Origin of the sequence: Pseudomonas sp. FG1 (assembly GCF_034313875.1) — a bacterium.
Classification (GTDB): domain Bacteria; phylum Pseudomonadota; class Gammaproteobacteria; order Pseudomonadales; family Pseudomonadaceae; genus Aquipseudomonas; species Aquipseudomonas veronii.
Genome location: NZ_JAVIWP010000001.1, coordinates 2,638,133 through 2,662,251 on the forward strand (window position 1 = coordinate 2,638,133; position 24,119 = coordinate 2,662,251).

The window sequence follows — 24,119 nt, forward strand, 5'->3', positions numbered from 1 at the left end:
CATCGATCAGTAAGCGACGGACGAACGTGGCTTGACCGGCTGGTTGTCGTTGGAGATGGTCACTTCAACGCGGCGGTTCATGGCGCGCCCGGAAACGCTGCCGTTATCGGCCACCGGGTATTCCTTGCCATAGCCCTGGGTCACGATGCGCGAAATGTCCACGCCTTGCTGGGCCAGTGCGCGCTGTACGGAGGCCGCACGGCGCTCGGACAGGCTCTGGTTGTACGAATCGGAACCGGTGCTGTCGGTGTAGCCTTCGACGATCACTTTACGGTCCGGGTTATCGCGCAGGAACTGCGCCAGTTTGGTGATGTTGACCAGGCCGTTGGACTTCAGGTCGGACTTGTTGGTGGCAAACAGCACGTCACCAAAGGTCACCAGGGTGCCACGCTCGGTCTGCTTGGCGTTCAGGCTGTCTTGCAGTTGCTTGATCTGCGCGTCGCGGGCATCGAGCAGGGCGCGGGCGCGCTCGTCACCGGCGTTTTTCAGTTTGGCTTCGGATTCGCGCAGCGCGATGGTGTCTTTGGCCACTTCAACGCGCTGGTTGGTCAGGTAGGCCAATTGGTCGACTTTCTTCTGGTCTTCCTTGTCGCGGTAAGCCTTGTCAGCCTTGTCCAGCCATTCGCTGGCGTCCTTGGTTTCCAGGGCCGCCACTTTGGTGGCTTGCGGGTTGGACTGCAGGGCCGAGAAGTTGGTCCGTGCATTTTCCAGGTTCGCGTTCGGCGGAGTGGAGCATGCTGCCAGAGCAACGCTCATCGCCAGCAGGGCAGGGATCATCAATTGTTTGCGCATAGTCGTGTCGTCCTTTCAATTCGATATCAGGTGCGATGCAGCCAAGGGGCGGCGGCTTATTTCTGTTGGATAGCAGCCGGGCGCATGCCTTCCTTGCGCAGTTCATCAACCGCTTTCTGCGAGTCCTTCACCGCCTGCTCGGCCTTGGCGGCCTGGGCTTTACGCTCAGCGACGCGGGCGTCCCATTCGGCTTGCTCGGCCAGGCGACGGGCTTCGTCATAGTTTTTGTCGTGCATGGCAATTTCGGCTTGCTTGAGCTTGTCCTGGGCCGACTTCATTTCCACGGCGGCGAACTCGGTGCCGCCGGCGCTGACTGCGCTGTTGACCGCAGACTGAGTCACCGCGTATTGCTCGGTCGGTGGGTTGCCCGCGCAGCCCGCCAGGACGAAGCTAGTGCCGATGGCCAACGCGGCCAGTTTGAGCCCGCGCAGGTGGTTAAACGTGGATTTGGCAGTGCTGGTCTTCATCGTCTTCAACTCCATTGGATAACGCCTCAAAAACATCAAAATCCATCGCACTGGTCAGCGGCTGCGGGCCCGGCGGTAAAGCACGAAACGCCTATTCAAACGGCCGTTCCAAGTGATGGCTTACTGGTTGTGACCTGCGGCTTTTTTCAAAAGTTCAGAGAAGATGGCTATTGGCCTGAAAAAATACCTGACTGATCGGTCAGCGCTTTTTGGCTTGAACTTTTGCCGCGCGCAGAGGTATGCCGGGCCCTTGTGAGGCCCGGAAATACGCGGGATGGAGGGTGTTTAAGAACGGCTGATCAGTGCTTCGGTTCGTCGGCGCCGGCCGACATGTCGTGCAGATAGCGGCGCGACAATGTCAGGAAGCGCGGGGTGGGGCCAACGTCTTCATACAACGGATCACCCTCTTCGTCGGTGGCAATCACATGCTGGCCCTTGATGTACGGAAAGCTGGTTTCCAGCTCTTCGAGGGCGGCGCCGATCAGCTCGCCGAGCAATTCTTCGGGGTGGCGCTTGGGGTACATCTCCGCGATGGCCGCCAGGCGGGCGGCGGATTCCACGTCCAGATGGATCGCGTACTCCGTCTTGGTCAGGCGACCCTTGGCGTTTTCTTCCCAATGCTGGGCCAGTTCTCGAATTTTCATGGCAACCTCAATAAAACCCTGGGTAACGGGCGGTGATGAGCGACCAGCCGCCAGCGTGGATAAACGCGGCGACTCACTCATGAGACTAGCTGTAAGCCACAAGGTTTAAAGTGGTTTGTGCTTGGCCTTGTCAGAAAGTGACGCGGGCGGCACTCTGGAAGGCCTGCGCGTCCCGGATTTCTGGCTGGAGATTGGCTGATGAGTGATATCGATGCACGCTTGCGTGAGGATGTTCACCTGCTGGGTGAACTGTTGGGCAACACCATTCGAGAGCAGTACGGCGATGATTTTCTCGACAAGATCGAGCAGATCCGCAAAGGCGCCAAGGCTGACCGGCGTGGCGCGGTGGCCGATCAGGCGGCGGGCGAGGAACTCAGCGCCAGTCTGAACCAACTGCAGGAAAACGAACTGTTGCCGGTCGCCCGGGCCTTCAACCAGTTCCTCAACCTGGCCAACATCGCCGAGCAGTATCAGTTGATTCATCGGCGCGATGAGTCGCAACCGGCGCCTTTCGAATCGCGGGTGTTGCCGGAGTTGTTGGCGCGCCTGCAACGCGAAGGCCACAGCAATGAATCCCTGGCCCGTCAATTGGGGCGCCTGGAGATCGAACTGGTCCTCACCGCGCACCCCACCGAAGTGGCCCGTCGCACCCTGATCCAGAAATACGACGCGATTGCTGCGCAACTGGCGCTGAAGGATCACCGTGACCTCACCACCGCCGAGCGCGAACAGATCCGCGAGCGCCTGCAACGGCTGATCGCCGAGGCCTGGCACACCGAGGAAATCCGCCGTACCCGGCCCACGCCCGTGGATGAAGCCAAATGGGGCTTCGCGGTGATCGAGCACTCGTTATGGCAGGCGATCCCGAATTACCTGCGCAAGGCCGACCATGCGTTGCAGGCCGCCACCGGCCTGCGCCTGCCTTTGGAAGCGGCGCCGATTCGCTTCGCCTCGTGGATGGGCGGCGACCGTGACGGCAACCCGAATGTCACCGCGCCGGTCACCCGCGAAGTCTTGCTGCTGGCGCGCTGGATGGCGGCCGATCTGTACTTGCGCGATATCGATCAGTTGGCCTCGGAGCTGTCGATGCAGCAGGCCAGCCCGGCGTTGCAGGCCAAGGTAGGCGACAGCGTCGAGCCGTATCGCGTGCTGCTCAAGCAACTGCGTGATCGCCTGCGGGCGACCCGCCAATGGGCCCAAGCCGCATTGAGCGCGACCATCCCGGCACCGGCGGATGTGCTGCAACACAACCGCGACCTGCTGGACCCGCTGGAGCTGTGCTACCAGTCGCTGCATGAGTGCGGCATGGGCGTGATCGCCGATGGTCCGTTGCTCGATTGCCTGCGTCGCGCCGTCACCTTTGGCCTGTTCCTGGTGCGCCTGGATGTGCGCCAGGACGCCAGCCGCCACACCGCAGCGATGACCGAAATCACCGATTACCTCGGTCTGGGGCGTTACGAAGACTGGAACGAAGAGATGCGTATCGGCTTCCTGATGAAGGAACTGGTCAATCGTCGACCGCTGCTGCCGGGCTATTTCAAGCCGTCGGCGGATACCGCCGAGGTGTTGAACACCTGCCGCGAAATCGCCGCCGCCCCGGCCGCGTCCCTGGGCTCGTATGTCATTTCCATGGCCGGCGCCGCGTCGGATGTGCTGGCGGTGCAACTGTTGCTCAAAGAGTCGGGCGTGCAACGGCCGATGCGCGTGGCGCCGCTGTTCGAAACCCTGGCCGACCTGGACAACGCCGGCCCGGTGATCGAAAAACTGTTGCTGCTGCCAGGTTACCGCGCGCGGCTGCAAGGCCCGCAGGAAGTGATGATCGGCTACTCGGACTCGGCCAAGGACGCCGGCACCACCGCCGCCGCCTGGGCGCAGTACCGGGCGCAGGAACGTCTGGTGGATATCTGTCGCGAGCAACAGGTGGAACTGCTGCTGTTCCATGGTCGCGGCGGCACCGTCGGACGAGGCGGCGGCCCGGCCCACGCGGCGATTCTGTCGCAACCGCCGGGCTCGGTGGCGGGGCGGTTCCGCACCACTGAACAAGGCGAAATGATCCGCTTCAAATTCGGCCTGCCGGACATCGCCGAGCAGAACCTCAATCTGTACCTGGCGGCGGTGTTGGAAGCGACGTTGTTGCCGCCGCCGCCACCGCAGCCGGCCTGGCGCCATTTGATGGATGAATTGGCAGCGGACGGCGTCAGCGCCTACCGCGCGGTGGTGCGGGAAAATCCGCAATTCGTCGAGTATTTCCGCCAGTCCACCCCGGAGCAGGAGCTGGGGCGCCTGCCCTTGGGCAGTCGCCCGGCCAAACGCCGTGCCGGTGGTATTGAAAGCCTGCGGGCGATCCCGTGGATCTTCGGCTGGACCCAGACCCGCCTGATGCTGCCCGCCTGGCTCGGCTGGGAAGCGGCGTTGAGCAAGGCGCTGGAGCGCGGGGAAGGCGAGTTGCTGGGGCAGATGCGCGAGCAATGGCCGTTCTTCCGCACCCGCATCGATATGCTGGAAATGGTGCTGGCCAAGGCCGATGCCGATATCGCGCGGCTCTATGACGAGCGCCTGGTGCAGCCCGAGCTGTTGCCGTTGGGCGCGCATTTACGCGACCTATTGTCGCAGGCCTGCCAGGTGGTGCTTGGCCTGACTGGCCAGTCTCAACTGCTGGCCCATAGCCCGGACACCCTGGAGTTCATCCGCCTGCGCAACACCTACCTCGACCCCTTGCACCTGTTGCAGGCCGAATTGCTGGCGCGCTCGCGTCGCCAGGAAGCGGCACAAGACAGCCCTCTGGAACAGGCGTTGCTGGTGTCCGTGGCCGGTATCGCCGCCGGCTTGCGCAATACTGGCTGAGGTTTTTTGCGTGTGCTCAACGGCTTGCAGATAACCCACGACGGCCGCCCTTAACAGGGCGGTCGGCGTTTAGGGGGGCGGGTTGCACTCAGGCACACCTCTCCTATGACGCATGCGTGGTGCGGGTTTTTCCTACTTTTGGCGGCTTGTGTGGTTAAGGCCTGCTGTGTATCTTGATCAGCCTTTGGCCGTTTGGGCGGCCTGGACCCACATTTTTACGAGATTGGCCCCCGCGGCGAATCCGAGCGTCATCTCTATAAAAAATTGAGGAGCACATCGATGCGCGTCATTCTGCTGGGAGCTCCCGGGGCCGGTAAAGGTACTCAGGCAAAGTTCATCACTGAAAAATTTGGCATTCCACAAATCTCCACCGGTGACATGCTGCGCGCTGCGGTAAAAGCAGGCACCGAGCTGGGCATTAAAGCCAAAAGCATCATGGATGCTGGCGGTCTGGTTTCCGATGACCTGATCATCGCGCTGGTCAAGGACCGTATCGCGCAACCCGATTGCGCCAATGGCTTCCTGTTCGACGGCTTCCCACGCACCATTCCCCAGGCAGAAGCCCTGGTGACGGCAGGTGTCGAGTTGGACGCCGTGGTCGAAATCGCGGTTGAAGACGAAGAGATCGTGCAGCGTATCGCCGGTCGCCGCGTTCACGAGGCCTCGGGTCGCGTGTACCACACCATCTACAACCCGCCGAAAGTCGAAGGCAAGGACGATGTCACCGGTGAAGACCTGGTGCAGCGTAAAGACGACACCGAAGAAACCGTGCGTCATCGTCTGTCGGTCTACCATTCCCAGACCAAGCCGCTGGTGGATTTCTACCAGAAGCTGTCGGCTGCCCAAGGCAAGCCGAAGTACAGCCACATCCCTGGCGTCGGCTCGGTGGAAGCGATCACCGGCAAGGTGCTGCAAGCACTGAGCTGATCGAACGATCGGCTTTACGCACAACGGCCCGCTTGCGGGCCGTTGTTGTTTATACTGGCGCACTTTTTTTCGACTTGGACACCGACACCGATGAGCACCCTGCTGGCCCTGGACACTGCGACTGAAGCTTGCTCGGTTGCCTTGCTGCACGATGGCAAGGTCACCAGCCACTACGAGGTGATCCCGCGCCTGCACGCGCAGAAGCTGTTGCCGATGATCAAGCAACTGCTGGAGGACGCCGGCACGAGCCTGTCGGCCGTGGACGCCATCGCCTTCGGCCGTGGCCCGGGCGCCTTTACCGGCGTGCGTATCGCCATCGGCGTGGTCCAGGGCCTGGCCTTTGCGTTGGAGCGCCCGGTGTTGCCGGTGTCCAACCTCGCCGTGCTGGCCCAGCGTGCGTTGCGTGAACACGGCGCACGGCAAGTGGCGGCGGCGATCGATGCGCGGATGGATGAAGTCTACTGGGGCTGCTACCGCGAAACCGACGGCGAGATGCGCCTGGCCGGCGTTGAGGCCGTGCTGCCCCCCGAAGCGGCGGAGTTGCCGAGCGATGCCAGCGGTGATTGGTTCGGTGCCGGTACGGGCTGGGGTTATGGCGAGCGCATCGGTGTGCCGCTGGTTGGCCAGGACGCCACACTGTTGCCGCATGCCGAAGACCTGCTGACCCTGGCGCGCTTTGCGTTCGAGCGCGGCGAAGCGATTGCTGCGGACCAGGCGGCGCCGGTGTATCTGCGCGATAAAGTCGCGCAGACCAAGGCCGAACGCGGGGTAATTTGACGTCAAAAATACGGGTGTTTTTGGCCAAAGCGCGCCAATCGTCAGAATTTGCCCCGGCGTTTAAACCTTTTTCCATTTATGTGTTCTAGTTATCACCAGAGCATTTGCGCGCTACGGATTGCGCCACTAAAATGCCATTACTGATACCGAGTTCGCATCGATGCGTATAGACGGCTTTTCCTCACAGTCCTACCCCCTCAAGCGTAAGCCGCGCAAGGCAAACGTCACGGTAGACGAGTCCGTCGAGGATTCGCCGGACTTCATCGAGGTCCAGTCCGAAGCGTCCAGCCCCCAAGGCGCTGCAAACGCGCGTACCAGCGGTCTTCCTGCCCGTCAGCAAGACATGGTCTTCCCGCGCTCCATGAGCAAAAGCGTTGCCACCGCCCTGGCCAGCTACCTGACCACCGCCGGCTTTGTCGAATGGGATATGGAAGTGCTGGGTCTCGACATCCACATCTAATGCGCCTGCCTTATTTCATCGGTTGCCCGTCCTGGAGTGAAAACGCCTGGCGCGAGTACCTGTACCCTGTCGATGCCCGTTCCAGCGATTACCTCGCCCTCTACTCGCAAGTCTTCAACGCGGTGGAAGGCAACACCACGTTTTATGCGCGCCCGTCAGCCGCCACCGTGCAGCGCTGGGCCGAGATCATGCCCGCGGATTTTCGCTTCACTGCCAAGTTCCCCGGTGACATCAGTCACGGTGGCGACCTGCGTGAGCAACTGCCGGCGGCACACAGTTTCGTCGACTTGATGAGCCCGTTGGGTGAGCGCGTTTCGCCGCTGTGGCTGCAATTGTCGGCCAGCTTTTCGCCGCAGCGCCTCGCTGAACTGGCCGGGTTTATCGACGGGCTGGAACGCCCCCTGGCCGTGGAAGTGCGCCACCCGCAATTCTTCGCCAAGGGTGATGCCGAGCGCATGCTCAACCGCCTGCTGCGCGACCGTGGCGTCGAACGGATCTGCCTCGACCCTCGCGCCCTGTTCAGTTGCACATCCACCTCGGCCGCGGTGCTGCATGCCCAGGCGAAAAAGCCCAAGGTACCGCCGCGTCCGGCGGCGTTGACGCTGTTTCCCCAGGTGCGCTTCATCGGCCACCCCGAGCTTGAGGCCAACGACCCCTTCCTGATCCCGTGGGTGGAAAAGATCGCCGGTTGGATCGAAGAGGGGCGCACCCCCTACGTGTTCCTGCACACCTCGGATAATCGCCTCGCCGCGCAACTGGCGCTGCGTTTTCACACCAAGCTGATGGCACGTTTGCCCGGCTTGCCCGCGTTGCCGACCTTGCACCGCGAACCCGTCGCGCAGCAACTGGGGTTACTCTAAGGCTCCTTTTCCCGCCAGGAGTCAGTCATGGATGCCCAAACCCTTCGCGCCGAAACCTTCAAGGCCCTGCATGCACGCGATCGTGCGTTTGTGATGCCCAACCCGTGGGACGCAGGCTCGGCGATCATGCTCGCCAGCCTCGGCTTCGAAGCCCTGGCCACCACCAGCGCGGGCTACGCATTCAGCCTGGGGCGCCCGGATGCCGAAGGGGCGCTGTCCCTGGAAGACACCCTGGTCAACGCCACGATGATCGCCAAGGCCACCGCGTTGCCGGTGGCCGCCGACCTGGAAAACGGCTTCAGCGACACCCCCGACGGCTGCGCCCGGACCATTTTGCGCGCGGCGGCCAGCGGTATCGTCGGTGGCTCCATCGAAGATGCCACGGGTATCGCCGTCGACCCGATCTATTCCTTTGACCTTTCCGTCGAGCGTGTGGAAGCTGCGGTCGTTGCTGCGCGCAGCCTGCCATTCCCGTTCATGCTGACGGCCCGTGCAGAAAACCTCCTGCATGGTCGCCTGGATTTGCCTGACACTATTCGCCGCCTACAGGCCTACGCCGAAGCCGGTGCGGACGTGCTCTATGCGCCGGGGCTACGCAGTGCCGAGGAGGTGCTGGCGGTGGTCAAGGCCGTGGCCCCCAAACCGGTGAATGTGTTGATGTCCGGCGGCCTGAAACTCAGTGTGGCGCAGTTGAGCGCGATGGGCGTCAAGCGCATCAGCGTGGGCTCGGCCATGGCGCTGGCGGCGTATGGCGAGTTTTACCGCGCGGCGCAGGAGGTGTACCAGTCCGGCACCTTTACCTTCACCGAGCGTTCGATGCCCTACAGCCAGGCCAGCCAATTCTTCAAGGATTAAGCGGCGCGTGTTCGCACGGCGTGGGGCGCGGCGTTGAGGCTTATGCCGCCAGGCGCAGGTTGTTGACGATCAACGGACGCGCCCAGTGGTAGTCGAAGTCCAGGGCCTTTTGTTGGGCGACCAGCTCTTCTTGCGGGAACGGCGTGGCGGCCGGTGGCAGCAGGTCCAGTTCGAACTCGGCGATCGGCAAATGTAATGGGCGCGGTTCCGGCGCAGCGCCGGGTTCCGGTAACGGTTGGCCGGCGCTCAGCACGATCGGGCGCACCCAAGTGCTTTCGAAATTCTGCTGGCGCTGCTGGGCGACGATCTCTTCTTGCGGGAATGGCGTGGCGGCCGGTGGCAACAACTCGGTTTCGAACTCGGCAATCGGCAGGAACAGCGGTTCAGGCGGGGCGATCTCGGTGTCTTTCACGTCGCACTCACGCTGGGTGAGGATCTGCGACAGCAGGTCAGCGCCAGCGCTGGGTTCCACCGCTGGGTCCAGCGGCGCTGGCGCCTTGGCCGCGAGCGCGTCCGGCGTTTCGCCGAGCTGCTCGGCCAACGCGCGGGCGAAGAAGTCCTGCCACACATGACTGACGCCGGCCAGCGCTTGAGTATTGCGCAGGCCGTAGTGGTTGTGGGTCGGCAGTACACCGATGGTTAGCGGAAGAATGTCTGACATTTTTCTCGGTCGACGCTCAGCTCTGGCAAAATACCTGATCCTTGTTTCTATCGGCCGTTGTTGGCCGATCCTTAATATTTTTGAGCGTAGCGATTCATGAGCGAACAACCAGCGGCCAGCCGCATCCAGGTCGAGGCCTTGGCCGACGGCTTCCAGGCCCGCGCCGAACAGTGGGCTGCGTTGCTGGGCTTGCCGCTACAGCTGGCGGATGCGGAGTTTTCCCTGCAAGTCGGGGAGCAGGGCCTGCAGTTGCAACAGCTCGGGCCTGACGCGCCAGGGCCGGTGCGCGTGGATTTCGTCGAAGGCGGCGCGGCGCATCGGCGGTTGTACGGCGGCGGCAGCGGGCAGATGATCGCCAAGGCCGTGGGCATCGCCCAGGGCGTGCGCCCACGGGTGCTGGACGCCACGGCCGGGCTGGGCAAGGACGCATTCGTGTTGGCCAGCCTGGGCTGCGAGATGAGCCTGATCGAACGTCAGCCGCTGATCGGCGCATTGCTCGAGGATGGCCTGGCACGCGCGGCGGAGGATTTTGAGGTGGCGCCGATCGTGGCGCGGATGACGCTGCTCAAGGGCAACTCCATCGAGGTGATGCTCAATTGGCAAGGCGAGCCGCCCCAGGTGATCTACCTCGATCCGATGTTCCCGCACCGTGAGAAAACCGCCCTGGTGAAGAAGGAAATGCGCCTGTTCCGCCCCTTGGTGGGCGACGATCCTGACGCACCGGCCCTGCTGGCGGCGGCGCTGGCCCTGGCCAGTCACCGCGTGGTGGTCAAGCGCCCGCGCAAGGCGCCGTGCATCGAGGGGCCCAAGCCGAGCCATGCGCTGGATGGTAAATCCAGCCGCTACGACATCTATCCGAAAAAGGCACTCAAGTCCTGAGCCTCGCGCTGCAAGCGGTCACCCGTTGCCGCTTGCAGCGGGTTCTCGGCGATAGGCCCGCATAAACAATCCCACCACATCCTGCACGTGGGCTTCGGCCGCTTCCTCGCTCAATTGACCGCCGCAGCCATACAGCAAGCAGAAGTTCGCCGTGCCCTTGAGCAGGCAGAAGAAGTGTTCGGCTGCGGTAAGGGGCTTGTCGATGCTCAGCGCGCCGCTCTGGTCGATGTGCCCGAGCAGACGCTCCATGCCTTGCAACATCCGCATCGGCCCGGCTTCGAAGAAGATCTGCGAGAGTTTCACGTCCTGATTGCCCGTGGTCATCATCAGGCGGTGCAGGTTCACCGATTCCTTGCTGTTGACCAGGCGATGGAAGCGGCGCCCGATATTCAGTAGCACCGTCTCCACAGGCACACCCTCGGGCAGCTCAAAGTACATCACCGGCAACTGTTCTTCGCACTTGGCCATCACGGCGGCGGTGAACAAGGTCTCTTTGTCGGTGAAGTGGCTGTAGACGGTCAGTTTCGATACGCCGGCCTCAAGGGCCACGGCATCCATGCTGGTATTTGCGTAACCGTTGCTCAAAAACAGGATTTTCGCTGCTTCGAGGATTGCCTGGCGTTTTGCCATGTCCTTGGGACGCCCAGGGCTACTGGTATTGACAAGATTGTCGGACATTTCCACCTTTAATACTGGACTGGTGAGTTTGGTATTAATAACATACTGCCCAGTATAATTATTCCTAGCATCATTTGCGAAAGGTCCTTCAGCATGCGCAGCATTCTCCTGCCCCTTGCGTTGCCTGCCAGCCTGGTCTTTCTACTCGCCGCCTGCGGCCATGAAGAATCGCCCCAGACTACCCTCCGCCCGGCCATGGTGGTGCAACCACAGCCTGCAGCGCAGATGATGGACAGTTATCCAGGCGAGGTGCGTGCCCGGTACGAGCCGGACCTGGCCTTTCGCATCGGCGGCAAGGTCAGCAAACGGCTGGTGGAGGAGGGCGAGCGGGTCAAGGCCAATCAACCGCTGGCGGAACTCGACCCTCAGGATGTGCGCCTGCAACTGGAAGCCACCCGCGCCCAGGTGGCCGCCGCCGAGGCCAACCTGCGGCTGGTGCGTGCCGAGCGTGACCGCTACAAGACCCTGATGGATCGTCAGTTGGTCAGCCGTTCCCAGTACGACAATGCTGAAAATCTGTACCGATCAGGTGAGGCGCGCCTCAAGCAGATCAAGGCCGAGTTCGATGTGTCCAGTAACCAGGCCGGTTATGCCGTACTCCGCGCTCCGCAGGATGGCGTGGTTGCCAAGCGCGCGGTGGAAGTCGGCCAGGTGGTGTCCGCCGGCCAGACCGTGTTCACCCTGGCCACCGATGGCGAGCGTGAAGTGCTGATCAGCCTGCCCGAGCAAGGCTTCGGCCGGTTCAAGATCGGCCAGCCGGTGTCGGTCGAGTTATGGAGCCAGCCGGGCCAGCGATTTGCCGGACGTATTCGCGAACTGTCGCCCGCAGCCGATCCGAAATCGCGCACCTTCGCTGCGCGCATCGCCTTCACCGGCGGTAAGGTTCCGGCCGAGTTGGGCCAGAGCGCCCGCGTTTTCATACAGGCAGACGGTGTTATTCCGCTGTCGGTGCCGCTGTCAGCCCTGAGCGCGGAGAACGGCGTGTCCTACGTCTGGCGCGTGCAGCCGGATGACACCCTTGTGCGTACCCCGGTACGTATCGGCGCCTTTGGCGAAAAAACCGTACCCGTGCTCGAAGGCTTGAGCCCTACCGACTGGGTGATTGCCGCCGGCGTTCATGTGCTCCATGAGGGGCAGCAAGTGCGCCCAGTGGATCGCTCCAACCGGGTGGTGAATCTGGCGGTCAAGGAGTAGTCCCCGATGGGTTTCAATCTTTCCGAATGGGCGTTGCGTAATCGCCAGATCGTACTGTTCCTGATGATCCTGCTGGCGGTGGTCGGCACTTTGTCCTACACCAAGCTTGGGCAAAGCGAAGACCCGCCGTTCACCTTCAAGGCCATGGTGATCAAGACCAATTGGCCCGGTGCCACGGCCCAGGACGTGTCGCGCCAGGTCACCGAACGCATCGAGAAAAAGCTCATGGAGACCGGTGAGTACGAGCGCATTGTGTCTTTCTCGCGCCCCGGCGAATCCCAGGTCACCTTCATCGCCCGCGATGCCATGCGCTCGGCGCAGATTCCCGAGCTGTGGTACCAGGTGCGCAAGAAGATCAGCGATATTCGCCAGACCTTGCCGCCGGATATCCAGGGACCGTTTTTCAACGATGAATTCGGCACCACCTTCGGCAATATCTACGCCCTGACCGGCGACGGCTTTGACTATGCCGTGCTCAAGGACTACGCCGACCGCATCCAGATTCAACTGCAGCGCGTGCCGGATGTGGGCAAGGTCGAACTGCTCGGCCTGCAGGATGAGAAGATCTGGATCGAGCTGTCCAACCTCAAACTCGCCACGCTCGGCTTACCGCTGGCCGCTGTTCAACAAGCGCTGCAGGAGCAGAACGCGGTCTCCACTGCCGGCTTCTTTGAAACCCCGACTGAGCGCGTGCAACTGCGGGTGTCGGGTAACTTCAAGAGTGTGGAAGAGATTCGCAGCTTCCCGATTCGCGTAGGCGACCGAACCTTCCGTATTGGCGATGTGGCCGACATCCACCGTGGCTTCAATGATCCACCGGCGCCGCGCATGCGCTTTATGGGCGAAGATGCGATCGGTCTGGCCGTCGCCATGCACGAGGGCGGCGACATTCTGGTGTTGGGCAAAGCCCTCGAAGGCGAGTTCGCACGCCTGCAGAAGAACCTTCCGGCGGGCATGCAACTGCGCAAGGTGTCGGACCAACCGGCGGCGGTGAAAACCGGTGTCGGAGAGTTCGTCCGGGTGTTGGCCGAGGCGCTGGGCATTGTCTTGCTGGTGAGTTTTTTCTCCCTCGGTATACGCACTGGCATGGTCGTGGCCCTGGCGATTCCGCTGGTGCTGGCGATGACCTTTGCCTGCATGTACTACCTCGGCATCGGCTTGCATAAGATCTCCCTCGGCGCGCTGGTGCTGGCCTTGGGCTTGCTGGTGGATGACGCGATCATCGCCGTGGAAATGATGGCGATCAAAATGGAGCAGGGGTACGACCGCCTTAAAGCGGCCAGTTTTGCCTGGACCAGTACCGCGTTCCCGATGCTGACCGGTACGCTGATCACGGCGGCCGGCTTCCTGCCGATTGCCACCGCGCAGTCGAGTACCGGTGAATACACCCGTTCGATCTTCCAGGTAGTGACCATCGCGTTGCTCGCCTCGTGGGTCGCGGCCGTGGTGTTCGTGCCGTACCTGGGCGAAAAACTCCTGCCGGACTTGGCGAAAATTCATGCGGCTAAACACGGCGCTGACGGTCCCGATCCCTACGGCACACCGTTCTACCAGCGTGTCAGACGTTTGCTGGAGTGGTGTGTCAGTCGGCGCAAGACCGTGATCGTGCTGACGCTGCTGCTGTTTGTCGGCTCGGTCGCACTGTTTCGTTTTGTGCCGCAACAGTTCTTCCCGGCTTCCGGCCGCCTGGAGTTGATGGTCGACCTGAAACTCGCCGAGGGCGCGTCCCTGAGCAACACCGCTGGCCAGGTCAAGCGCCTGGAAGCCCTGCTCAAGGAACACGCCGGCATCGACAACTACGTGGCTTATGTCGGCACCGGTTCGCCGCGCTTCTATCTGCCCCTCGACCAGCAACTGCCGGCCGCCAGCTTTGCGCAGTTCGTGGTGTTGGCCAAGTCCATCGAAGAGCGCGAAAGCCTGCGCATCTGGTTGATCGAAACCCTCAACGAGCAGTTCCCCGACCTGCGTTCACGGGTCACACGCCTGGAAAACGGCCCGCCCGTGGGTTACCCGGTGCAGTTTCGCGTGACCGGCGAGCATATCGACGAAGTCCGTGCCCTGGCGCGTAAAGTGGCGGCCAAGGTGCGCGAAAATATCCACGTAGCTAACGTGCATCTGGACTGGGAGGAACCGAGCAAGATCGTCTACCTCAATATCGACCAGGACCGTGCGCGCGCCCTCGGTGTGAGTACCGCCAACCTGTCGAAATTCCTGCAGAGTTCTCTGACCGGCGCCAGCGTCAGCCAGTACCGGGAAGACAACGAGTTGATCGAAATTCTCCTGCGCGGCACTGTCCATGAGCGCACTGAACTGTCGCTGCTGCCGAGCCTGGCCGTGCCGACCGACAACGGCAAAAGCGTCGCGCTGTCGCAGATCGCCACCCTCGAATACGGCTTTGAGGAAGGCATCATCTGGCACCGTAACCGCCTGCCCACCGTGACCGTGCGCGCCGACATCTACGGCAAGGAACAACCGGCGACCCTGGTTCAGCAGATCCTGCCGACCCTCGAAGGCGTGCGTGCCGAACTGCCGGACGGCTACCTGCTGGACGTCGGCGGTACCGTCGAGGACTCGGCCCGCGGGCAGAATTCGGTCAAGGCCGGTGTGCCGCTGTTTATCGTGGTGGTGCTGACGCTGCTGATGCTGCAGCTGCGCAGCTTCTCACGCACGGTAATGGTATTTCTCACGGCGCCTCTGGGGCTGATCGGGGTCACGCTGTTCCTGCTGGTGTTCCGCCAACCCTTCGGCTTCGTGGCCATGCTCGGCACCATCGCCCTGTCAGGAATGATCATGCGCAACTCGGTGATTCTGGTGGACCAGATCGAACAGGACATCAAGGCAGGGCTGGCGCCGTGGCAGGCGATTATCGAAGCCACTGTCCGACGCTTCCGGCCGATTGTTCTCACAGCCCTCGCGGCGGTACTCGCGATGATCCCGCTGTCACGCAGTGTGTTCTTCGGGCCGATGGCAGTGGCGATCATGGGCGGGTTGATTGTGGCGACGGCATTGACGTTGCTGTTCCTGCCCGCGCTTTATGCTGCATGGTTTCGTGTCAGGAAAACGGGTGACCAAGAGTAAGGAGAACAGGCGTATGTATATAAGTGCCTACGCCTGATGCACGCTGAAGAAAGTGTAAGGTGAGTGGGGAATGCCTGAAGCCGCGACAGCGGTTAATAGCGCCAGGATATCTCCCACAAGACTAATCAGAGGGCCGGCAGTTTCTTCTCGACGGTTTTTATAATCGATGTATTAGTGTCGGCCAGGGGGGCGATCTTTTGAAGGGTCAGGTCCAGGTGGGCAACTGAGTCGATATAAAGATGGCAGACAAAACTGTCGTCCCCGGTGATTTTGTAGCACACCACACATTCAGCCATTTGCGCGAGCAACTGTTCAACCTGTTGGAATTTTCCAGTCAGGGGTTTAACCCTGACCAGCGCTTGCAATGCAAAGCCCAGGGCCTGGGCGTCCAACTCCACGCTGAACCCGCTGATGACCCCCGAGCCTTCCAGACGCTTGAGGCGTTCGCTGCAGCCGGGGGCCGATAACCCCACCTGTCGGCCGAGGGCGCGAATAGACGCGCGGGCGTTCTGGTGGAGGGCGACAATCAGCGCGCGATCAATAGGGTCAAGTGTCTGGTCGCCCTTTGTAAGCTTTTTCATTAGATGGACCTTACGAATTTTGATGAAATCGCGTGAAAATCTTACATACCATACACGGATGAAAAAAGAATAGACCTTTTCAAGGTGCCCACCTATTGTTTGATCAGCGGGCCCTGCAATATTGCGCCGCTCACTTAACGCTGTGTTGTGATGTTTCTATTGCAACTTTATCTATATTGTCGAGGGCGCGAGATGAACTACATACTTGATGCAAGCTCGCTTGCAATCACTTCACAATAATAACTTCCCTGCCGAAAAAGTATTTTCGCTGCGTCATGAGTTTGCCCGACATAAGAGGATCCAATGGCGTGATCGACTTTATGAAAAACCACAGAACCGTCTACTACTGCCATGAACACGGGCTGCCTCGCTAAGCCGTCACGAATGTTCTTCAAAGGGGAAGCGTATGCCCGACATTGCACTGTCCGTTTACCAGGCGATATTTACCTTCGCCGTCGCCGCCATCGCGCTGCTTGCCAGTCCAGGCCCGGCGACCCTGGCGCTGGCGGCGAGTGGGGCTGCTTATGGCATGAGGCGTTCAACTCGGTTTTTCGTGGGGATCACGTTGGGCCTGGTGATCGCGATGGCATTGGTTGCTTCCGGCCTCTATGTGGTTCTGCACAGTTTTCCGATGCTGGCGACGGCGCTGACGGTCATCTCCATTGTTTATATTGTGTGGCTGGCCTACCAGATTGCTACCGCGCCGCCCATCAGGGATGAGCAGTCCGTGATCACGCCGGGCTGGGGCGCCGGGTTTGTGCTGGGTGTGGCGAATATCAAGGCCTATGCCGCATTCGCCGCGTTGCTGGGCAGTTTCACCCTGGGCGCCGCACCTGCCTGGGAGCAAGGTGCGAAAGCCTTGATCTGTCTGCTGGTGTGTGTGGTATTCGACGTTCTGTGGCTCTTTGCCGGCAGTCGAATGCGCAAGTTATTCATCCACCCCACTTGGAGCCGACGACTTAACGTAAGCTTCGCGATTTTGATGGTCGCGACGGTTGCCTGGTCAATCACGCTGACGCAATAGCGCTTTCGCTGGGAAGACCATTGAATAGTTCCGCCCGAGGATAGTTTTCATGTTTGGGGCCGTGTCTGCACTGCTGTTGACCCTGGCGCGGACTGCTTCTGCGGGTGGTACTTCTTCTGGCTGACGGTGATGAATCCCAATGGCCTGCTGACTGTTTCGTTTATTGCGCCGATCAACGCATTTGCCACGCTGCTACTGAGGCGCCTGGCCGATTCTATTTTCAACTGACGCGAGGCAGTATTTCACACGCAGGACGGAACCATTTTTGCCCTTGCTTCCACACAGGATTAGTCGACCGAGCGGTTCCCGCGTATGAGATGCGGGGCAGTGAGTTGGCGCTAATCTGAATAGGAAGGAGTGTGTATGCTTTTACTACCTTTGCTGGCGTTACCGATGCAAGTCGCGGGCTCGATGCTTGGGCTGGGAAATATGTTTGGACAGAATCAGCCAAACGCCAATCGCGATATCAATATTAATATCAACAACGATAGCCATAACTTCAATGCGTCGTCGTCCAGCTCTCATCACTCACACATGTCTCACGGTGGCGCCCGACGAGCGTCGCACATCCACTATTGAGCCTACTCATCGACGCTGCCGGGTGTGAGCGTGCGGCGCCTGGTTCGGGGGCCTGATAGACGGTTCGGCGAAAAAAAGGCCCTGACGATGTCAGGGCCTTTTTTTCAGCTCAGGTCGCGTGGCGTTACAGCGCGCCAAACACCTTCTTTGCCAGACTGGTCGCCGCTGCCGCCGGGTTTTTGCGAATGGTCTCTTCCTGCTGCGCAATCATCTTGAACAAACCATCCAGCGCTTGTTCGGTTACATAGTTTTCGACGTTGGCACTTTTGGCATCGACCGCGCCAAACGCCGCGGCCTTGCCGGCCAGGGCGTTGTACTGCTGCGCCACGCCGACCTTGTCGGTGGCGGCCTTGACGATCGGCAGGAACTTGGCGCGGATGGCTTCGCGGCTGCTTTTGTTCAGGTACTGGGTGGCCGAATCCTGGCCGCCGGTGAGAATGCCCTTGGCATCGCTCACGCTCATGTTTTTCACCGCGTTGACCAGGATTGGCTGGGCCTGGGTCACGGCGGTTTCGGCGGCTTTGTTCATGCTGGTTTCCAGTTGCTCGACCTGGTCACCCATGCCGAACATCTTCAGCTTGTCGGCAACTTTGCCCAGTTTTCCCGGCAGGCCGATCTTGACGTCGGGGTTGTTGCTGAAACCACCCGGTACACCCAGTTGTTTCACGGCGATCTGTGCGCCTTGGGTCAATGCATCCTTGAGGCCGCCGGCGGCGTCGCCCTGGGACAGGCTGCCAAGATCCAGGGCCATGGCGTTGGCACCGAGCAGCAGGCCGGCGCACAGGGCGGTGAGACGAAGGGAATTACGGAGCATGGGCGCTTCCTTATGATCTGGAAATAATCAGTGTGCGACCGCATCAACCCGCAGGCGCAGCGGTTGAACGTCTTGGCCATTGAGTTGCACAGGGTGCCGCTCGGTGGTGATGAACAGTAGCTTGCCCTCCACTTCGATGCGAGCGCTGACCGAGTAACTGTGGCCTGGCTTGACCTGGGCCGGGTCATAGCTCAAGTGGAACGGCAATGGCACCTGGCCTTTGACCGGGCCTTTCTGTTCGGCCAGGGTCACGGCCGGCGCGTCCATCAGCGATACGTCCTGCAGGCTGACGCTCAAGATGGCTGTCGGCGGCAGCGCGATGCGTTGCAGGTAGAACACTTCGCCATCGAGGCTGGCCTTGGGCGCGGGATTCATGGAATGGCAGGCGCCGAGCAGGGCGGTCAGGCCCAGGAGGATGATCTTTTTCATGGTGCAGCTCCTTTTCAACGGCGCCGTAACCCAGCGACGCCTTATTCAATTTAGCGGCTTTCTTCCGGTTTGCGGGCTTCGGCTTCGACCGGCGCTTCGGCCGCGCCGTCGACGCGGTGCAGGGCAACCTGGCGGATAGACAGGCGAATCTCAGCCGGCAGCACCCGTTTCGCCGCGCCTTCAGCCAGTTCGCCGAGCAGGTCGTGATAGCTCAACTTACCGGCTTCGTCGCGGCGCAGCACATCTTGCTCCAGCAACGTCTGAATAAAATGTCGGAAAAGGCTCTTGTCGAAGAACTCCGGGGCATTGAGGCCATGCAGGATCGATAGGCGCTGGGCCATGATCGTACACAGGTCTTCCAGCTCTTCGGCGCTGATGCTGTTCTGGCCGCTGTTGAGCAGCAGCGAAATCGCCATGTAGAAGCGTTGCAGGGTCTGGGCGATGCTCTTGGACAGCAGTGTCAGCAGCACAAAGTGCCGCGAACTCGGCGCCGGGCGCAGGTACACGTTGTTCTCGAAACGCAGCAGGCCTTGTTCGACAAACGCCTCCAGCCACTGGTCGATCACCGTGTCCAATTCCTCCAGCGACCAGCGGATAAACAGCTCTGACTGCAGGTATGGGTACAGCGCACGGGTGTAGCGCAGAATCTGCTCGCGGCTCATCCGCGAGCTGCTCTGGAAGAAGCTCGCCAGCAGCGCCGGCAAGGCAAAGATATGCAGCACGTTGTTGCGGTAGTAGGTCATCAGGACGGCGTTCTGCTCGTCCAGGTACAGAATCTTGCCGAGGGCATCGCTCTGTTCCGACAGCAGGTTCATGTCCTTGACGTGCTTGATCAACGCCATGCCATCCCCTTCGGGCAGGGTGGTATGCGGCGAGTAGGGCACCCGGCGCAGCAGCGCCAGGTACAGGTCCAACTGGCGGGCCATGGCCTGTTCGTCCAGGGCCAGGCGCGTGGTCGACAGCAGCGCCAGGGCCACCAGGTTCACCGGGTTGATCGCCGCCGCTTCGTTCAAATGGCGCGCCACCCGCTCGCCGAGGCGGTTGGTGGTTTGGTTGAGCCACGCCGGTTTGTAGTGCGGGCCCAGTTCCTGGGCGCGCCAGCCCGGTTGTTCGGCGTCGAGGAATTGCGCCAGTTTGATCGGTTCGCCGAAGTTGACCGCGACCTGGCCAAAGCGCTGCTTGAGCGCACCGACCACCTTGAAAATATCGAAGATCGACTCTTTCTTCTTGCTCGCGCCGCGCAGCTCACCGAGGTAGGTACGGCCTTCGAGCACACGCTCGTAACCGATATACACCGGCACGAACACGATCGGCATGCGCGAGGAGCGCAGGAAGCTGCGCAACGTGATCGCCAGCATGCCGGTTTTCGGTTGCAGCATGCGCCCGGTGCGCGAGCGTCCGCCTTCGACGAAGTACTCCACCGGGAAACCCTTGGTGAACAGGGTGTGCAGGTATTCGTTGAACACCGAGGTGTACAGCGGGTTGCCCTTGAAGGTGCGGCGCATGAAAAACGCACCGCCGCGGCGCAGCAGGCTGCCGATCACCGGCATGTTCAGGTTGATGCCGGCGGCGATGTGCGGTGGGGTCAGGCCGTTCTTGAACAGCAGGTAGGACAGCAGCAGGTAGTCGATATGGCTGCGGTGGCAGGGGACGTAGATCACCTCGTAACCCTGGGCAACCTGTTGCACACCCTCGATGTTATTGACCTTGATGCCGTCGTAGATCTTGTTCCAGAACCAGCTCAGCACCACTTCCAGGAAGCGGATCGCGGTGTAGGTGTAGTCCGAGGCGATTTCGTTGCCGTAGCGCAGGGCCAGGGCCTTGGCTTTTTCCGGGCTGATCTTCTCGCGTTCGGCTTCATCGAGGATGGCCTGGCGTACCAGCGGCATATTCACCAAGCCCTTCACCAGGTTGCGGCGGTGGGACAGGTCGGGGCCGATCACTGCGGTTTTCAGGTTGCGAAAGTGTACGCGCAGGATGCGTTGGGCCATGCGAACGGTGCGTTCGTGGCCTTTATTGTGCTCGATCAATTCACGCAGGTTGATAGGCGCGGAGAATTGTACGCGGGTCTTGCGCCCCAGGATCAGGATGCTCAGCAGCCGGCGCAGCCGCCCGGTGACGGCCCAACTGTCGGCGAACAGCAGTTTCCATGGGCTGGACTCGCTGTCGGGCGACTGCCCCCAGAACACGCTGACCGGAATGATTTGTGCATTCTCTTGTGCGTGTGCGCTGAGGGTATTGACCAGGCGGGTCAGGGTCGGCGGCGCGCCGCGTTTGTCCTGGCGGCCGAGCCAGTCCGGCTCTGGCGTGAGGTAGAAGAACGCCGCGGGTTCCAGCAACGGCCCGACCGCTACCGGCAGCACCGGGCGCGGCAGGCCGGCCTTGGTGCACTCGGTATCGACCACGGCCAATTCGGTGAGGGAGGGTGATTGCAGGACGTAGAACACCGGCCGGCTGCGGTCGAGGTTAAGGGTAAGGGACGACTGGTTGATCGTCTCTGAGCGAACCCAGAGGTACAACAGTCGGCGCAAGGTGCCAAACACCAGACGGCGGAACGGGGAGCGGGTCATAGGCGAGCTGCTTCAAGTGGAAAAAACCGAGCAGGTGCTCGGGTGGGTAGTGTGCCGTATTCACCGAAAATCGGCAAAAAAGCAGCGATGTAAAGTTGGGTTGATCGTTTTTGAGCCTGTCTTATACTCGGCAGTTCAACGCGACCGACTCGACAATAACAATCATGTGGGAGTGAACAGATGACAACGCGCGAAACCGGTAATGTGAAGTGGTTCAACGATGCCAAGGGATATGGCTTTATTCAGCGTGAAGACGGCAAGGATGTGTTCGTACACTACCGCGCCATCCGCGGTGAAGGGCACCGTTCCCTGGCCGAAGGCCAGCAGGTGGAATACGCCGTGGTGAGCGGCGAGAAGGGCTTGCAGGCAGAGGATGTGGTGGGTTTGTAATGCGGGTTTTTGTTACACCGTAGAACCCATGTGGGAGGGGGCAAGCCCCCTCCCACATTTGATTGGGTTCGCAATTGCGGATCAGGTGGTTTTCCAGGTGATCTGTTCTTCACCGTCTTCGCTGATGCGAATCCAGGTGTCGGCGCTTTCCTCGCCTTCTTCCTCAACCCAACTGCCCGGTGCGCAACGCACTTCGACGTTCAGCGCGGCAAAGGCGGCGCGGGCGCAGGCGATGTCGTCTTCCCACGGGGTCTGATCGCTTTCCAGGTACAGGCTGTTCCATTTGCCTACCGCCTTGGGCAACCAGGTGACAGGCACGTCGCCGGCCGTGCACTTGTAGGTCTGGCCGCGCTGGACCCAGGCGGTGCAAGGGCCAAGGGCAGCGCCCAGCCAGGCGGCGATGGCCTTGTGGTCGACGTCGGCGTCCTTCAGGTAAATCTCGATATCAGGTTGGCGCATGGATGTTCCTCGTTGCGGGATTCGAAAATCCATTCGCGGATTCAGGGTGGGCGGAGTGCCCGAAAAGTCGGTTATTGAAGCACGAAATAATCGTAGCGCATTGATACGCTGACCCGCAGCGGCTCGGCATGCTCGATCACTTCGGTGCGGCGCTCGGCGCTGGCGCGCCAGCCGTGAGGGGTCATGGCCAGCAGGTTGGCACGGTCTTTCGGGTCCGCCAGGCTCAGCGTGAACTCGAGGGTTTCGCTGTGCGCAAGGCTCATGCCGTCCGGCACCAGGGCCAGGTGTTTGTCGTCGGTGTACTCGCGCACTTCGTCGTACAGGCGCTCGCGCAGCTCCATCAGGTGGCCGCGGGTCGGGCCGACTTTCATCAAGCCGCCGCCGGGGCTGAGCAGGCGTTTGGCCTCTTGCCAGTCCAACGGGCTGAACACGCTGGCGAGAAACTGGCAACTGGCATCGGCCAACGGCACGCGGGCCATGCTGGCGATCAACCAGGTCAGCGCCGGGTTGCGCTTGCACGCACGCTTGACCGCTTCCTTGGAGATATCCAGGGCATAGCCATCGGCGTGGGGCAGGGCGTCGGCGATTTGTGCGGTGTAGTAACCCTCGCCACAACCGATGTCCACCCAGCGCTGCGGTGCTTGTTGCGCGGCCAGTTGCGCCAGGCGCTTGGCCACCGGGGCGTAGTGGCCGGCGTTGAGGAAGTCGCGGCGCGCCTCGACCATGGCGAGGTTGTCGCCCGGGTCGCGGCTGTTTTTGTGCTGCACCGGCAACAGGTTCAGGTAACCCTGGCGCGCGCGGTCGAAACGGTGTCCGACCGGGCACGCCACGCCATTGTCCACCGCGTGGAGCGGTGCGCTGCAAATGGGACAGGCCAGCATCAGGCGAGCAACTTGATCAGGGTCTGGTAGTAGATCTCGGTCAGCACGTCGAGGTCGCTGGCCAGAATGCGCTCGTTGACCTGATGGATCGTCGCGTTGACCGGGCCCAACTCGACCACCTGGGTGCCGAGGGTTGCGATGAAGCGCCCGTCGGACGTACCGCCGCTGGTGGACGCCTGGGTCTCGCGACCGGTGACCGCCTTGATGCTGGCGGACACCGCATCGAGCAAGGCCCCCGGTTCGGTGAGGAACGGCAGGCCGGACAGCGCCCAGTCTACGTGCCAGTCCAGGGCGTGTTTGTCGAGGATCGCGGCAACGCGCTGTTGCAGGCCTTCCACGGTGGATTCGGTAGAGAAGCGGAAGTTGAACACCGCTGTCAGGTCACCGGGGATCACGTTGGTCGCGCCGGTGCCGGCGTTGAGGTTGGAGATCTGGAAGCTGGTCGGCGGGAAGAAGGTGTTGCCGTCGTCCCAATGCTCGGCGGCCAGTTCCGCCAGTGCCGGGGCAGCCAGGTGGATCGGGTTCTTCGCCAGGTGCGGGTAGGCCACGTGACCTTGCACGCCGCGCACGGTCAGGGTAGCGCCGAGGGAGCCGCGACGGCCGTTCTTGACCACATCGCCGACCAGGCTGGTGCTGGACGGTTCGCCGACGATGCACCAGTCCAGACGCTCCTTGCGCGCGGCCAGGCGTTCGATCACGGCCTTGGTGCCGTGGTGCGCCGGGCCTTCTTCATCGCTGGTGATCAGAAAAGCCACCGAGCCCTTGTGGTCCGGGTAGTCCTGCACGAAGCGCTCCGACGCCACTAGCATCGCCGCCAGGCTGCCTTTCATGTCCGCTGCGCCGCGGCCGCAGAGCATGCCGTGGTCGTCGATCAGCGCGTCGAACGGATCGTTCTGCCAGGCCTGTACCGGCCCGGTCGGGACCACGTCGGTGTGGCCGGCAAAGCACAGCACCGGGCCGTCGTGCTTGCCGTGGGTGGCCCAGAAGTTATCTACGTTTTCGATACGCATCGGCTCAAGCTGGAAACCGGCGTCGCCCAGGCGCTGCATCATCAGCTTCTGGCAATCGGCGTCGATCGGCGTCACCGAGGGACGGCGGATCAGGTCGATGGCAAGTTGAAGGGTCGGCGAAAGGTCGGCATGAGCCGTCATGGGAAACTCCGGAAATCGAGGCGGCGACGTTCTAATTGACTGTAGGAGCGAGCTTGCTCGCGAAAAACGCAAGAGCACCGCGTTCATTCAAGATGTTCGCGTGATCGTTGACGATTTTCGCGAGC

Annotated in this window: 23 protein-coding genes; 11 read left to right on the plus strand and 12 right to left on the minus strand. The window is 61.6% G+C overall.

The features are described from left to right. Window positions 1-6: 6 nt before the first annotated feature. From RGV59_RS12115 to RGV59_RS12125, 3 genes are all read right to left on the minus strand, one after another. The gene (locus RGV59_RS12115; protein WP_017844704.1) at window positions 7-792 is read right to left on the minus strand and encodes an OmpA family protein; all 786 of its coding nucleotides are present in this window, start codon (window positions 790-792) and stop codon (window positions 7-9) included. Between the two features lie 56 nt (window positions 793-848). Continuing rightward, window positions 849-1,274 carry a DUF4398 domain-containing protein gene (locus tag RGV59_RS12120; protein ID WP_026139763.1) on the minus strand — a complete coding sequence of 142 codons (426 nt, stop codon included), beginning with the start codon at window positions 1,272-1,274 and terminating at the stop codon, window positions 849-851. A 284-nt stretch (window positions 1,275-1,558) separates the two neighbouring features. Then, window positions 1,559-1,903 carry a hypothetical protein gene (locus tag RGV59_RS12125; RefSeq protein WP_017844706.1) on the minus strand — a complete coding sequence of 115 codons (345 nt, stop codon included), beginning with the start codon at window positions 1,901-1,903 and terminating at the stop codon, window positions 1,559-1,561. Between the two features lie 198 nt (window positions 1,904-2,101). On the opposite strand from RGV59_RS12125, the gene ppc reads away from it, so the two are divergent. The 6 genes from ppc (at window position 2,102) to RGV59_RS12155 (ending at window position 8,626) form a co-directional block, all read left to right on the plus strand. Then, window positions 2,102-4,747 carry a phosphoenolpyruvate carboxylase gene (ppc, locus tag RGV59_RS12130; protein WP_017844707.1) on the plus strand — a complete coding sequence of 882 codons (2,646 nt, stop codon included), beginning with the start codon at window positions 2,102-2,104 and terminating at the stop codon, window positions 4,745-4,747. 279 nt (window positions 4,748-5,026) lie between these two features. Continuing rightward, entirely contained in the window at window positions 5,027-5,674 is a 648-nt protein-coding gene (adk, locus tag RGV59_RS12135) for an adenylate kinase (protein WP_046384484.1), read from the plus strand. Window positions 5,675-5,764: 90 nt separating this feature from the next. Further along, complete coding sequence (tsaB, locus tag RGV59_RS12140) at window positions 5,765-6,451, plus strand: tRNA (adenosine(37)-N6)-threonylcarbamoyltransferase complex dimerization subunit type 1 TsaB (protein ID WP_126585656.1); 687 nt, start codon at window positions 5,765-5,767, stop codon at window positions 6,449-6,451. Between the two features lie 160 nt (window positions 6,452-6,611). Then, a complete protein-coding gene (locus RGV59_RS12145) occupies window positions 6,612-6,911 on the plus strand; it encodes a hypothetical protein (protein ID WP_017844710.1) in 300 nt (99 codons plus the stop codon). Beyond that, window positions 6,911-7,771 (plus strand): DUF72 domain-containing protein, encoded by an 861-nt coding sequence (locus RGV59_RS12150; RefSeq protein WP_126585657.1) that lies wholly within the window; start codon window positions 6,911-6,913, stop codon window positions 7,769-7,771. The genes RGV59_RS12145 and RGV59_RS12150 overlap by 1 nt, the downstream gene beginning before the upstream one ends. 27 nt (window positions 7,772-7,798) lie before the next feature. Next, window positions 7,799-8,626 carry an isocitrate lyase/PEP mutase family protein gene (locus tag RGV59_RS12155; protein ID WP_017844712.1) on the plus strand — a complete coding sequence of 276 codons (828 nt, stop codon included), beginning with the start codon at window positions 7,799-7,801 and terminating at the stop codon, window positions 8,624-8,626. Window positions 8,627-8,666: 40 nt separating this feature from the next. Here the strand turns inward: RGV59_RS12155 and RGV59_RS12160 are convergent, their stop codons facing one another. Next, on the minus strand, window positions 8,667-9,287 hold the full coding sequence (locus tag RGV59_RS12160; protein ID WP_017844713.1) for a hypothetical protein: 621 nt from the start codon (window positions 9,285-9,287) through the stop codon (window positions 8,667-8,669). A 96-nt stretch (window positions 9,288-9,383) separates the two neighbouring features. On the opposite strand from RGV59_RS12160, the gene RGV59_RS12165 reads away from it, so the two are divergent. Then, a complete protein-coding gene (locus RGV59_RS12165) occupies window positions 9,384-10,166 on the plus strand; it encodes a class I SAM-dependent methyltransferase (protein ID WP_017844714.1) in 783 nt (260 codons plus the stop codon). An 18-nt stretch (window positions 10,167-10,184) separates the two neighbouring features. Here the strand turns inward: RGV59_RS12165 and RGV59_RS12170 are convergent, their stop codons facing one another. Further along, window positions 10,185-10,844, minus strand: a complete 660-nt coding sequence (locus tag RGV59_RS12170; RefSeq protein ID WP_046490153.1) for a TetR/AcrR family transcriptional regulator — start codon at window positions 10,842-10,844, stop codon at window positions 10,185-10,187. 93 nt (window positions 10,845-10,937) lie between these two features. On the opposite strand from RGV59_RS12170, the gene RGV59_RS12175 reads away from it, so the two are divergent. Both RGV59_RS12175 and RGV59_RS12180 read left to right on the plus strand, forming a co-directional pair. Further along, window positions 10,938-12,038, plus strand: a complete 1,101-nt coding sequence (locus tag RGV59_RS12175; protein WP_017844716.1) for an efflux RND transporter periplasmic adaptor subunit — start codon at window positions 10,938-10,940, stop codon at window positions 12,036-12,038. Window positions 12,039-12,044: 6 nt separating this feature from the next. Further along, window positions 12,045-15,116: an efflux RND transporter permease subunit gene (locus tag RGV59_RS12180; protein ID WP_046490155.1), complete on the plus strand. Its 3,072-nt coding sequence runs from the start codon at window positions 12,045-12,047 to the stop codon at window positions 15,114-15,116. Window positions 15,117-15,241: 125 nt separating this feature from the next. Here RGV59_RS12180 and RGV59_RS12185 read toward each other — a convergent pair whose 3' ends face one another. Further along, window positions 15,242-15,697, minus strand: a complete 456-nt coding sequence (locus RGV59_RS12185) for an Lrp/AsnC family transcriptional regulator (RefSeq protein WP_046490157.1) — start codon at window positions 15,695-15,697, stop codon at window positions 15,242-15,244. 406 nt (window positions 15,698-16,103) lie between these two features. On the opposite strand from RGV59_RS12185, the gene RGV59_RS12190 reads away from it, so the two are divergent. Then, window positions 16,104-16,721, plus strand: a complete 618-nt coding sequence (locus tag RGV59_RS12190) for a LysE family translocator (RefSeq protein WP_079442981.1) — start codon at window positions 16,104-16,106, stop codon at window positions 16,719-16,721. Window positions 16,722-17,424: 703 nt separating this feature from the next. On the opposite strand, the gene RGV59_RS12195 is transcribed toward RGV59_RS12190, so the two are convergent. From RGV59_RS12195 to plsB, 3 genes are read right to left on the minus strand one after another with little or no spacing between them, the layout of a single operon-like run. Beyond that, on the minus strand, window positions 17,425-18,114 hold the full coding sequence (locus tag RGV59_RS12195) for a DUF4197 domain-containing protein (protein ID WP_017844721.1): 690 nt from the start codon (window positions 18,112-18,114) through the stop codon (window positions 17,425-17,427). Window positions 18,115-18,141: 27 nt separating this feature from the next. After that, a complete protein-coding gene (locus RGV59_RS12200) occupies window positions 18,142-18,543 on the minus strand; it encodes a YbaY family lipoprotein (protein WP_046384477.1) in 402 nt (133 codons plus the stop codon). 50 nt (window positions 18,544-18,593) lie between these two features. Beyond that, window positions 18,594-21,113 carry a glycerol-3-phosphate 1-O-acyltransferase PlsB gene (plsB, locus tag RGV59_RS12205; protein WP_126585658.1) on the minus strand — a complete coding sequence of 840 codons (2,520 nt, stop codon included), beginning with the start codon at window positions 21,111-21,113 and terminating at the stop codon, window positions 18,594-18,596. A gap of 180 nt (window positions 21,114-21,293) precedes the next feature. Between plsB and RGV59_RS12210 the strand changes: the two genes are divergently transcribed. Further along, window positions 21,294-21,503, plus strand: a complete 210-nt coding sequence (locus RGV59_RS12210) for a cold-shock protein (protein ID WP_017844724.1) — start codon at window positions 21,294-21,296, stop codon at window positions 21,501-21,503. An 81-nt stretch (window positions 21,504-21,584) separates the two neighbouring features. Here the strand turns inward: RGV59_RS12210 and RGV59_RS12215 are convergent, their stop codons facing one another. The 3 genes from RGV59_RS12215 to dapE all read right to left on the minus strand — a co-directional run bounded on the left by RGV59_RS12215 (window position 21,585) and on the right by dapE (window position 23,994). After that, window positions 21,585-21,962 carry a hypothetical protein gene (locus tag RGV59_RS12215; protein ID WP_046490163.1) on the minus strand — a complete coding sequence of 126 codons (378 nt, stop codon included), beginning with the start codon at window positions 21,960-21,962 and terminating at the stop codon, window positions 21,585-21,587. Between the two features lie 71 nt (window positions 21,963-22,033). Next, the gene (locus RGV59_RS12220) at window positions 22,034-22,843 is read right to left on the minus strand and encodes a putative RNA methyltransferase (protein WP_017844726.1); all 810 of its coding nucleotides are present in this window, start codon (window positions 22,841-22,843) and stop codon (window positions 22,034-22,036) included. After that, window positions 22,843-23,994: a succinyl-diaminopimelate desuccinylase gene (gene dapE / locus RGV59_RS12225; protein ID WP_017844727.1), complete on the minus strand. Its 1,152-nt coding sequence runs from the start codon at window positions 23,992-23,994 to the stop codon at window positions 22,843-22,845. Before dapE ends, RGV59_RS12220 begins: the two co-directional genes overlap by 1 nt. Window positions 23,995-24,119: the final 125 nt, after the last annotated feature.

What these genes read in the sequence shown, in the direction of transcription:
- RGV59_RS12115 (WP_017844704.1), bottom strand. Translation starts at nt 792, where the DNA reads ATGCGCAAACAATTGATGATCCCTGCCCTGCTGGCGATGAGCGTTGCT.
- RGV59_RS12120 (WP_026139763.1), bottom strand. Translation starts at nt 1,274, where the DNA reads ATGGAGTTGAAGACGATGAAGACCAGCACTGCCAAATCCACGTTTAAC.
- RGV59_RS12125 (WP_017844706.1), bottom strand. Translation starts at nt 1,903, where the DNA reads ATGAAAATTCGAGAACTGGCCCAGCATTGGGAAGAAAACGCCAAGGGT.
- ppc (WP_017844707.1), top strand. Translation starts at nt 2,102, where the DNA reads ATGAGTGATATCGATGCACGCTTGCGTGAGGATGTTCACCTGCTGGGT.
- adk (WP_046384484.1), top strand. Translation starts at nt 5,027, where the DNA reads ATGCGCGTCATTCTGCTGGGAGCTCCCGGGGCCGGTAAAGGTACTCAG.
- tsaB (WP_126585656.1), top strand. Translation starts at nt 5,765, where the DNA reads ATGAGCACCCTGCTGGCCCTGGACACTGCGACTGAAGCTTGCTCGGTT.
- RGV59_RS12145 (WP_017844710.1), top strand. Translation starts at nt 6,612, where the DNA reads ATGCGTATAGACGGCTTTTCCTCACAGTCCTACCCCCTCAAGCGTAAG.
- RGV59_RS12150 (WP_126585657.1), top strand. Translation starts at nt 6,911, where the DNA reads ATGCGCCTGCCTTATTTCATCGGTTGCCCGTCCTGGAGTGAAAACGCC.
- RGV59_RS12155 (WP_017844712.1), top strand. Translation starts at nt 7,799, where the DNA reads ATGGATGCCCAAACCCTTCGCGCCGAAACCTTCAAGGCCCTGCATGCA.
- RGV59_RS12160 (WP_017844713.1), bottom strand. Translation starts at nt 9,287, where the DNA reads ATGTCAGACATTCTTCCGCTAACCATCGGTGTACTGCCGACCCACAAC.
- RGV59_RS12165 (WP_017844714.1), top strand. Translation starts at nt 9,384, where the DNA reads ATGAGCGAACAACCAGCGGCCAGCCGCATCCAGGTCGAGGCCTTGGCC.
- RGV59_RS12170 (WP_046490153.1), bottom strand. Translation starts at nt 10,844, where the DNA reads ATGTCCGACAATCTTGTCAATACCAGTAGCCCTGGGCGTCCCAAGGAC.
- RGV59_RS12175 (WP_017844716.1), top strand. Translation starts at nt 10,938, where the DNA reads ATGCGCAGCATTCTCCTGCCCCTTGCGTTGCCTGCCAGCCTGGTCTTT.
- RGV59_RS12180 (WP_046490155.1), top strand. Translation starts at nt 12,045, where the DNA reads ATGGGTTTCAATCTTTCCGAATGGGCGTTGCGTAATCGCCAGATCGTA.
- RGV59_RS12185 (WP_046490157.1), bottom strand. Translation starts at nt 15,697, where the DNA reads ATGAAAAAGCTTACAAAGGGCGACCAGACACTTGACCCTATTGATCGC.
- RGV59_RS12190 (WP_079442981.1), top strand. Translation starts at nt 16,104, where the DNA reads ATGCCCGACATTGCACTGTCCGTTTACCAGGCGATATTTACCTTCGCC.
- RGV59_RS12195 (WP_017844721.1), bottom strand. Translation starts at nt 18,114, where the DNA reads ATGCTCCGTAATTCCCTTCGTCTCACCGCCCTGTGCGCCGGCCTGCTG.
- RGV59_RS12200 (WP_046384477.1), bottom strand. Translation starts at nt 18,543, where the DNA reads ATGAAAAAGATCATCCTCCTGGGCCTGACCGCCCTGCTCGGCGCCTGC.
- plsB (WP_126585658.1), bottom strand. Translation starts at nt 21,113, where the DNA reads ATGACCCGCTCCCCGTTCCGCCGTCTGGTGTTTGGCACCTTGCGCCGA.
- RGV59_RS12210 (WP_017844724.1), top strand. Translation starts at nt 21,294, where the DNA reads ATGACAACGCGCGAAACCGGTAATGTGAAGTGGTTCAACGATGCCAAG.
- RGV59_RS12215 (WP_046490163.1), bottom strand. Translation starts at nt 21,962, where the DNA reads ATGCGCCAACCTGATATCGAGATTTACCTGAAGGACGCCGACGTCGAC.
- RGV59_RS12220 (WP_017844726.1), bottom strand. Translation starts at nt 22,843, where the DNA reads ATGCTGGCCTGTCCCATTTGCAGCGCACCGCTCCACGCGGTGGACAAT.
- dapE (WP_017844727.1), bottom strand. Translation starts at nt 23,994, where the DNA reads ATGACGGCTCATGCCGACCTTTCGCCGACCCTTCAACTTGCCATCGAC.